Annotated in this window: 8 protein-coding genes; all 8 read left to right on the forward strand. The window is 43.3% G+C overall.

The window, feature by feature from the left end:
* Positions 1 to 71: 71 nt before the first annotated feature.
* The 8 genes from mrdA to lipA all read left to right on the forward strand — a co-directional run bounded on the left by mrdA (position 72) and on the right by lipA (position 8,325).
* Positions 72 to 1,931, forward strand: a complete 1,860-nt coding sequence (gene mrdA, locus NE535_RS04185) for a penicillin-binding protein 2 (RefSeq protein WP_261297417.1) — start codon at positions 72 to 74, stop codon at positions 1,929 to 1,931.
* A complete protein-coding gene (gene rodA, locus NE535_RS04190; RefSeq protein ID WP_425347440.1) occupies positions 1,924 to 3,048 on the forward strand; it encodes a rod shape-determining protein RodA in 1,125 nt (374 codons plus the stop codon). Before mrdA ends, rodA begins: the two co-directional genes overlap by 8 nt.
* Positions 3,049 to 3,057: 9 nt before the next feature.
* Positions 3,058 to 4,053, forward strand: coding sequence for a lytic murein transglycosylase B (gene mltB, locus NE535_RS04195; protein WP_261297418.1), 996 nt, complete (start codon positions 3,058 to 3,060; stop codon positions 4,051 to 4,053).
* A 40-nt stretch (positions 4,054 to 4,093) separates the two neighbouring features.
* Positions 4,094 to 4,873 (forward strand): septal ring lytic transglycosylase RlpA family protein, encoded by a 780-nt coding sequence (locus NE535_RS04200; protein WP_261297419.1) that lies wholly within the window; start codon positions 4,094 to 4,096, stop codon positions 4,871 to 4,873.
* Positions 4,874 to 4,994: 121 nt separating this feature from the next.
* Positions 4,995 to 6,209, forward strand: a complete 1,215-nt coding sequence (locus NE535_RS04205; protein ID WP_261297420.1) for a serine hydrolase — start codon at positions 4,995 to 4,997, stop codon at positions 6,207 to 6,209.
* Positions 6,210 to 6,344: 135 nt separating this feature from the next.
* Entirely contained in the window at positions 6,345 to 6,611 is a 267-nt protein-coding gene (gene ybeD, locus NE535_RS04210; RefSeq protein WP_261297421.1) for a DUF493 family protein YbeD, read from the forward strand.
* Positions 6,612 to 6,709: 98 nt separating this feature from the next.
* On the forward strand, positions 6,710 to 7,360 hold the full coding sequence (lipB, locus tag NE535_RS04215) for a lipoyl(octanoyl) transferase LipB (RefSeq protein WP_261297422.1): 651 nt from the start codon (positions 6,710 to 6,712) through the stop codon (positions 7,358 to 7,360).
* The gene (lipA, locus tag NE535_RS04220; RefSeq protein WP_261297423.1) at positions 7,360 to 8,325 is read left to right on the forward strand and encodes a lipoyl synthase; all 966 of its coding nucleotides are present in this window, start codon (positions 7,360 to 7,362) and stop codon (positions 8,323 to 8,325) included. The genes lipB and lipA overlap by 1 nt, the downstream gene beginning before the upstream one ends.
* Positions 8,326 to 9,389: the final 1,064 nt, after the last annotated feature.

Consider the following 9,389-nt stretch of genomic DNA (forward strand, 5'->3'; position numbering starts at 1 on the left):
TCATGGTTGTTGACATAACAACACCATTAAAGCGACGCTAAGGTTTCGCTTTACCAACGCTGGAGACCCAAGTGCCGCCAAAGAAGCGCATCACCATGCATGACCATGCCGCCGAGGCCTCGTTATTCAAACGCCGTGCATTTTTCACTTTTATTTGCGTCTTCGTATTACTGAGCGTGCTATTTTCTAACCTGTATCAATTACAGGTCGTCTCCTATAAAGACTACGAAACCCGTTCTAATGACAACCGTATTCGGGTTGTGCCTACCGCACCTAGCCGTGGGCTGATCTTCGACCGTCATGGCCAACTTTTGGCCGAAAACCAGCCATATCACTCATTAGAAATGATCCCCGAAAAGATAAAAAATCTCGACGAAACCTTCGACGAGCTCAATAATATTATCGAAATAGACGCTGATGAACGCGAACAAATCAAAGAAACGCTCAAATTTCATCGCCGCTTCAAACCGCTCACCATCAAAGGTAAATTAACGGAAGAACAAGTCGCGACGTTTTCGGTAAACCAACATCGTTTCCCGGGTATTTATGTCGAAGCTGGTTTGAAGCGTCATTATCCCTATGCTGATTTAATGACCCACGTACTGGGTTATGTTGGTAAAATTAACACCCGCGACAAAGCCCAGTTAGAACAGAGTAATAACTGGAAAACCTACGCCGCCACAAAAGATATTGGCAAGCAAGGCATCGAAAAATTCTACGAGGGCTTATTACATGGTTTGCCTGGACATTTAGAAGAAGAGGTGAACAACCGCGGCCGAGTCATCCGTACTTTAAAAGTCACCCCACCGACGCCAGGTAAAGATATTTATTTAACCTTAGACTTAAAATTGCAACAAAAAGCCATGGAATTATTGGCAGGTAGACGTGGCTCGGTAGTGGCGATGGACCCTCGTGACGGTGGCATTTTAGCTATGGTGTCAAGTCCAAGTTACGATGCTAACTTATTTGTTCATGGTATCAGTAGCAAAGGCTATAGCGATCTGCTAAACGATAAATCACGTCCTCTTATTAATCGTGCCACTCAAGGACAATATTCTCCCGCATCAACCATTAAACCCCTAGTGGCATTATTGGGATTAGAAGAGCGCGCCATTAACGATAAAACCCGTGTATGGGATCCTGGCTTTTGGCAAATTCCAGGCGTGGAACGTAAATGGCGAGATTGGAAACGTTGGGGCCATGGTTGGGTTGATGTTTACCATGCGATTGTCGACTCGTGCGATATCTTCTTTTATGAATTAGTCTACAAGGTTGGCATCGATAAAATGGCCGATTTTATGGGGAAATTCGGTTTTGGCGAACGCACCAACGTCGACATCTATGAAGAAGTTGCTGGCATTATGCCATCACGCGACTGGAAACGACTTCGCTACAACCAAGCTTGGTATATTGGTGACACTATTTCAGTCGGCATCGGTCAGGGTTATTGGACAAGTACCCCTCTGCAACTGGCTAATTCAACAGCTATTTTAGCCAATAAAGGGCGTCGTTTTACCCCACATTTATTAAAAACATTCAAAGACGACACAGTAAAAATTGATGCGCCTATAGATGAGCATGAACCCATTATTCTGAAAAACCCTAAAAACTGGGACATCATTAACGAAGCTATGCGCCAAACCGCCGACAAATCGCGCTTCACCGATGCCACCTACACTGCAGCGATGAAAACCGGTACCGCTCAGGTGTTCTCTGTTGGTCAGGACGAAAAATACAATGCCGAAACGGTTGCCGAACATTTAAGGGACAATGCGTTAATTGTGGCTTACGCGCCATATGAAAACCCGCGTATCGTCCTAGCTGTAGTGTTAGAGAATGCCGGGTGGGGAGGCGCAAATGCTGGGCCGCTCGCGCGTGCATTATTAGACGAATATATGCTTAGAGATGAATGGGTACTGCCAAATGAATAACCAGATGCATAGCAATACTCATCATCAGAAAAAAAATATCTGGCAAAGGCTGCACATCGATTTACCTCTGTTATCGGGTATTTTGGTGTTAATGGCCTTTGGCTTGTTTGTCATTTATTCCGCCAGTGGTGAAAGCGCAGCTATGATGGAGCGCCAATTAACCCGTATTGGTTTGTCATTAGTGATCATGTTTTCGGTTGCACAAATCAACCCTGAAGTGCTTAAGCGCTGGGCATTACCCATTTATGTTGCTGGAATTATCTTGCTGCTCGGAGTGCACTTTTTTGGCACTATCAATAAAGGGGCGCAGCGTTGGTTGAATCTTGGGTTTATGGAGTTTCAGCCGTCAGAGTTAATGAAGCTGGCCTTCCCCATTATGATGGCTTGGTATATCAGTAAGTTCCCTTTACCGCCTAAAAAACGTTATCTGGCAGGCGGTGCGATTATTTTATTAATCCCTACGCTATTAATAGCTAAACAACCAGACTTGGGCACATCGATTTTAGTCGCGGCATCAGGCGTATTCGTGTTGTTTTTGTCAGGTATGAGCTGGCTGATTGTGGGCAGTATTGTCATCGCTGGATTGATTTTCTTACCGATTCTTTGGTTCTTTTTAATGCATGATTATCAACGCACCCGCGTGCTAACATTATTTGATCCAGAAAAGGACCCCTTGGGTGCAGGCTACCATATTATCCAATCAAAAATTGCTATCGGTTCAGGGGGCGTGTGGGGCAAAGGTTGGTTAGATGGTACTCAGTCTCAGCTAGAGTTTTTACCTGAAAGGCATACAGACTTTATCTTTGCCGTTATCGGTGAAGAGTTTGGCCTGATCGGCAGCTTATTTCTATTAACTATTTACCTGTATATTATCGGTCGCGGACTGGTAATTGCTTCTCGCGCACAGACAAGCTTTGCTCGTCTACTCGCGGGCAGCATTACATTGACATTTTTTGTGTATATCTTTGTTAACATTGGCATGGTTTCAGGTATATTGCCTGTGGTTGGCGTGCCTTTACCCCTTATCAGTTATGGGGGGACGTCAATGATGACACTAATGACAGGCTTCGGCATTTTAATGAGTATCCAAACTCATAGACGATTTATAGATCGATAGGATCCATTGATGAAATTATCTACCCGCTTATTTAGCTCCGTCGCGTTAATTGTTGCTGCTCATATCGGTACAGCTTCAGCCAACACCGATGTTGATGCACTGAAAAAACAATTTATCGCCGACCAAATTAAGCAAGGTTTTAGCCAGCAGGAAGTCGAAGCATTCTTAAACCAATCGACTTATACCCAAGAAGTGATCGATGCGATCACCAAGCCTTGGGAAGCTAAACCATGGCACCAATATTATCCGATATTTTTAACAGAAAAACGTTTAGCCAAAGGGTTAGAATTTTGGCATGAAAATGCGGACACCATAACCAAAGCCGCTGATAAATTTAATGTCGATCCGCAAATCATCGTTGCCATTATCGGTATTGAAACCTTTTACGGTGGTTACATGGGTAACTACCGTGTTCAGGATGCCCTGTATACTTTAGGTTTTTATTACGCACCGCGTGCCACCTTTTTTAGAAGTGAATATGGCAATTTAATGTCACTGATAAAAGAAGAGCAGCTCGATAATGACACCTTAAAGGGATCTTATGCTGGCGCTATGGGTTATGGTCAGTTCATTCCATCCAGTTACCGTCATTACTCGGTCGACTTTAGTGGTGACGGCCGTCGTGACTTACTCACCAGCAAAGCCGATGCGATTGGCAGTGTGGCTAATTATTTTCATCAACACGGTTGGAAAAGAAATGAGCCAGTCGTGCTAGCCTTAAGCAATAAAAGCGATAAAGCACCAAAAGCCAAAGTATGGACAAACGAAAGACTGCATTACAAAGCATCTGATATTCTATCACCTAACCTTAGCCTCGCGTCGGCAAAAGATATTGATGTGTCACAAAAGGCGATGCTGGTAAAATTAGAACAACCTAACGCAGATGAATACTGGCTAGGGTTGAACAATTTTTATGTCATAACTCGATACAACCGCAGCCCGTTATATGCGATGGCCGTTTATCAATTTAGTGAGCAATTAAAAGCCCAATACAATGCAAAATAAAATTTTCTTCACTGCGATTAGTATAGTAATAATGATGCTAATGGCAGCTTGTTCATCCAAGCCTGAAACCAATAATAAAAATGCGTCGAACAAATCAAAAAGCCAGTTTGGCCGTTACCACATGGCTGATGACAAATACCCTGAGAATGCGCCTGATGTAAGTAAAGTGCAAAATGCTGTACCCAAATTTGAAAATTACAGTCGCCAAGGCAACCGTAATTACACGGTATTGGGCAAAAGCTACAAGGTGCTATCAACGGGTAAAGGTTTCACCGAAACCGGTCACGCCTCATGGTATGGTGCAAAATTTCATGGCCATTTAACCTCAAATGGCGAAACCTATGACATGTATGCCATGTCAGCGGCCCACAAAAACTTGCCGCTACCAAGTTACGTGAAAGTCACCAACCTTGAAAACAATAAGCAAATTATTGTGAGAGTGAACGATCGAGGTCCCTTCCATCATGGGCGTGTAATCGATTTATCCTATGCAGGTGCTTATCACCTTGGCATGCTAGGCAAAGGGACCGCAAAAGTACACTTAGAGGTGATTCATGTTGAATCGAACGAACAACGTGCAATTAATGAAGTGACCGATGTAGAAAACCACTATATTCAGGTTGCAGCCTCTAAAGACAAGTTAAAAATAAATACCTTAGCCAAAGAGCTTGAGCGTAAATACGGTGTATCATCGCGAATTGTCTCCGGCAATGGCTTGCACCGAATTCAGTTGGGCCCTATTGGTAAAATTTACTTAACCAATAAACTGTTAGATAACCTGCATAGCAGCGGTTATCCCCAGAGTTTTATTGTGCCATAAGCATTTTTTTAGGTAATGAAGGAACCTTAATGTGATTTCATTGCCTATTAATAATGTGACTAATGTTATAATCGATTTCTTATTGTCTTATCTTCGAATTAAATAGAGACTTGCTAATTTCATGATGAATATTGCCAAAGCCCCAATCGCTACTGCTCTGCTTCTTTCTTTTGTGTCGTTTACTACTTTAGCTAACACACCGCAGCCTGATGCTCGCCCAACACCCAATCGTGCCCCTATGGTAACGCCTGATGCCCCAAGTGTTGCAGCAAAAGCGTATGTATTAATGGACTATTATTCGGGCCGCATCATCGCCGAACAAAATGCCTATGAAAGCTTAAATCCAGCCAGCTTAACTAAAATGCTAACCAGCTATGTCATTGGACATGAAGTTAAAGTGGGTAACATCTCATTAGATGATGATGTACTTATCACTCAAAATGCTTGGTCAAAAAACTTCCCTGACTCTTCAAAAATGTTTATTGAAGTCGGTAAAACCGTAAAAGTTGCTGACTTAAATCGTGGCATTATTATCCAATCAGGTAACGATGCTTGTGTCGCTATGGCAGAACACATCGCTGGCACGGAAGGCGCGTTTGTTGATTTAATGAACTCGTGGGCCAAGCAGCTAGGTATGAATGATAGCTACTTTGAAAACTCCCACGGTTTAGATTCAGAAAATCATAAAACCACCGCCTACGATATGGCTATTTTAGGTGCGGCACTTATCCGTGATGTACCAGAAGAATACCGTGTCTATTCAGAAAAATCTTTTACCTTTAATGGTATTAAGCAATACAACCGTAATGGACTACTGTGGGATAACAGCTTAAAAGTAGACGGCATTAAAACAGGTCATACTTCAGGTGCGGGTTATAACTTAGTCTCATCCGCCACCAGTGACGATGGCATGCGCTTAATTACCGTAGTATTGGGCACTAGCAGTGAATCAGCCCGTAAAGCTGAAAGCAAAAAGTTACTTAACTATGGTTTCCGCTTTTTTGAAACGATCACCCCATATAAAGCCGGTGATACTTTTGTAAGCCAAAAAATTTGGTACGGCGACGTTGATAACGTAGACCTAGGCGTAATGACCGACACGCCTATCACCATCAGTCGTGGCAAAGCCAAAGACTTACAAGCAAACTTTGAATTAACTAAGCCTCTTGCTGCGCCGCTAGCAAAAGGTGAAACCGTGGGTCGTGTGTTCTTCCAACTTGATGGAAAAGACATTGCCCAGTTCCCACTTGTGACCCTCAATGCCGTAGAAGAAGGCAGCTGGATCAGCAAAATAATGGATTATTTCAAACAGATGTTTGCAAGCTGGTTTGAATAATTTTATATAATTATTCTTAAAATCAATATAATAAAGCCGCTTATACAGCGGCTTTATTATTTCAGAACACAACACACTTGAATCAGGTATAATTGCCACCATATTTAGTATTAACAATCACCAAAGAGTAATCCGATGTTAAATACCACTTTTGATGAAGTCATGACTTTCCCTAATGCTTGTCCGTTCAAAGTGATCGGCGATGCCGATGACACCTTAGCGGATCGCGTTGTTGCTGTTGCACAGCAATTAGCGCCAGGCGACTACGTACCAACCGTTAAAGCATCAAGCAAAGGCAGTTATTATTCGGTCACCATTCGCATTACAGTCAATAGCAAAGAACATATCGAAAAAGCGTATATTGATCTTGCCGCTATCGAAGGCGTAAAACGCGTTCTCTAATGGTTAAATAAGTACGATAAATACATAAAACTTGAGTATAATACTCGGGAATTATTTGACCGTGCTTAAACAGTCCAACCTTTGGGGAGACGTTGCCCTTGTCAGCATTAACTTTGCACATTCGCCACCTTGGCATGCAAGACTACGAGTCTGTTTGGCATGCCATGCAGGCATACACAGACACGCGTGATAGCAACAGCCAAGATGAACTTTGGGTTGTAGAGCATCCGCCGGTGTTTACCCAGGGTCAAGCGGGTAAAAGCGAGCATATTTTAAACCCTGGTGATATTCCTGTTATTCAGGTTGACCGCGGTGGACAAGTTACCTATCACGGCCCAGGGCAATTAGTGGTTTATCCACTTATCGACATAAAACGTAATAAAATGGGCGTTAGACAGCTAGTGAACAACATCGAGCAAAGTATTGTCGATATGCTGGCCCAATACGATGTCGAAGCTTATGCAAAAGCAGATGCGCCAGGTGTTTATGTGCAAGAGCGAAAAGTGGCCTCATTGGGCTTACGTATTCGAAAAGGCTGTTCATTCCACGGTTTAGCATTAAACGTCGACATGGATTTAGCGCCATTCCAGCGCATCAATCCGTGTGGCTATGCCGGACTTGAAATGGTGCAATGTAAAGCACTTGGCGGACCGCAAACCGTTAAAGAAGCTGGCGACAAACTCATTCAAACATTTAGCCAAGTTATGGGCTATCAACAACTTGTACATCATCAAGGATTAGCAGAATAATGAATAGGCCTGAAAGATTACAACCGGGAGTTAAACTACGTGACGCTGATAAAGTTTCACGCATCCCTATTAAAATTGTACCCTCAGAGCGCGAAACCATGCTGCGCAAGCCTGATTGGTTACGGGTAAAACTGCCAGCATCTAACCAGCGTATTCTTGATATTAAATCAGCATTACGTAAAAACGGCCTACATTCAGTATGTGAAGAAGCTTCTTGCCCTAACCTTGCAGAGTGTTTCAACCACGGCACCGCCACCTTCATGATCCTCGGCGCAATTTGTACACGTCGCTGCCCATTTTGTGACGTTGCCCATGGTCGTCCATTACAGCCTGATGCTGAAGAGCCTAAAAAATTAGCTCAAACCATTGCAGATATGAAGCTTAAATATGTCGTAATCACCTCGGTTGACCGTGATGATTTACGTGATGGCGGCGCACAGCATTTTGCTGATTGTATTCGTGAAATTCGTCTGCTTAATCCAGAAATCAAAATCGAGATTTTAGTACCTGATTTCCGTGGACGTATTGATGCGGCACTCGATATCTTAGCCACTGAGCCACCAGATGTGTTTAACCACAATCTTGAAACCGCGCCAAAGCATTACCGTAAAGCACGCCCAGGGGCTAATTATCAATGGTCGCTAGACCTATTGAAGAAGTTCAAAGAACGTCATCCAAATGTACCGACTAAGTCAGGTTTGATGATGGGCTTAGGTGAAACCAACGAAGAAATCGCAGAAGTATTACGTGATTTACGCGCGCATAATGTTGAAATGCTGACATTAGGTCAGTATTTACAACCAAGTAAGTTCCACTTACCGGTTGAGCGTTACGTGCCACCAGCAGAGTTCGACGAGCTTAAAGCTTTGGCTGATGAACTTGGCTTTACCCACGCGGCATGTGGCCCGCTTGTTCGTTCAAGCTACCATGCAGACTTGCAAGCTCAGGGTAAAGAAGTGAAATAACTTTTTGGCTTTAGGGTTTGAACAGAAACGGCGCTTATAGCGCCGTTTTTTTTGAGCAAAGAATCATTTAGTTTGATATTTTTTGGCGTTGTTGCTGAGGATGCCAGTTAAGGACTAAGACATTTCTGCCCTCAAGGTTTGTTTGTAATATGGCCTACGGCCACAAACGTCGTGGTGCTTCGCCCACACCAGACCAAAGGGGCAAAACGCTTGCGCCCCTTTGGAAACCCTCAGCGCCCCAGACGAAAAATGCTGAAAAGCGCATAATTTTCGATGGGGATCGATCCAGCTTTAAACCTCATTTGCAGCCAGCTTCGGCCATTGTCGAAAAGCCCTAACGCTTCCGATGGGCCGTCCATGGCCCAACGAAAGCTAGCTTGGCATCCATGCCAAGCTCACGGATTCTCGGAATAAAGAGTCTCGATGGCCTCAATTCAAATTTAGTCTGAAAGGTTTTATACCTGTTAATTACGAATATGGTCAAATCGAAGATGTGAAAATTTCGGGTGTAAGCACTGCGGTGACAGTCCATTACATGGTCGATCTTTCAGGTATGAACTTGCAGCGTTCACCGTCGAGCTGGCACATAAGCCTCAACAGGCAATAGGTTGGATTAAAGTAATGGTCTTCCATAACTCAGCAAAGATAAATGAATTATAACGTTAGTGCCCGTAACTCGTTTCTGCCCCAAAATGAGTTAGTTCAACTACTCATGCAAATTTTATTCATGACAGTTTGCCATACATTTGCTCATGTGAGGAATGGGAGTAATGTGTCATATCACCACTGCTCACGCGAACCTTATTGTGATCCAGCCCCCCAATAATTGCCCCGATCACGTAGCGATGGCTATCTACATCCCAATAAGTAATACAACGTCATGCTGCATGGTTAGGTTTTACCAACCATTTTGCTGGTATCAATAAACATTCGTATATTGATACCAGTTTTCCATATTAAATATTGGTGTAACCCTCCCTTAAAATCAGAATGTTTTAAATAGAGTTTTCCATTTACACTAAACCAAATGGAGAATCACATGAAAAAGACACGTTTTACAGAAA

Source organism: Shewanella holmiensis (assembly GCF_025370255.1).
GTDB lineage: Bacteria > Pseudomonadota > Gammaproteobacteria > Enterobacterales > Shewanellaceae > Shewanella > Shewanella holmiensis.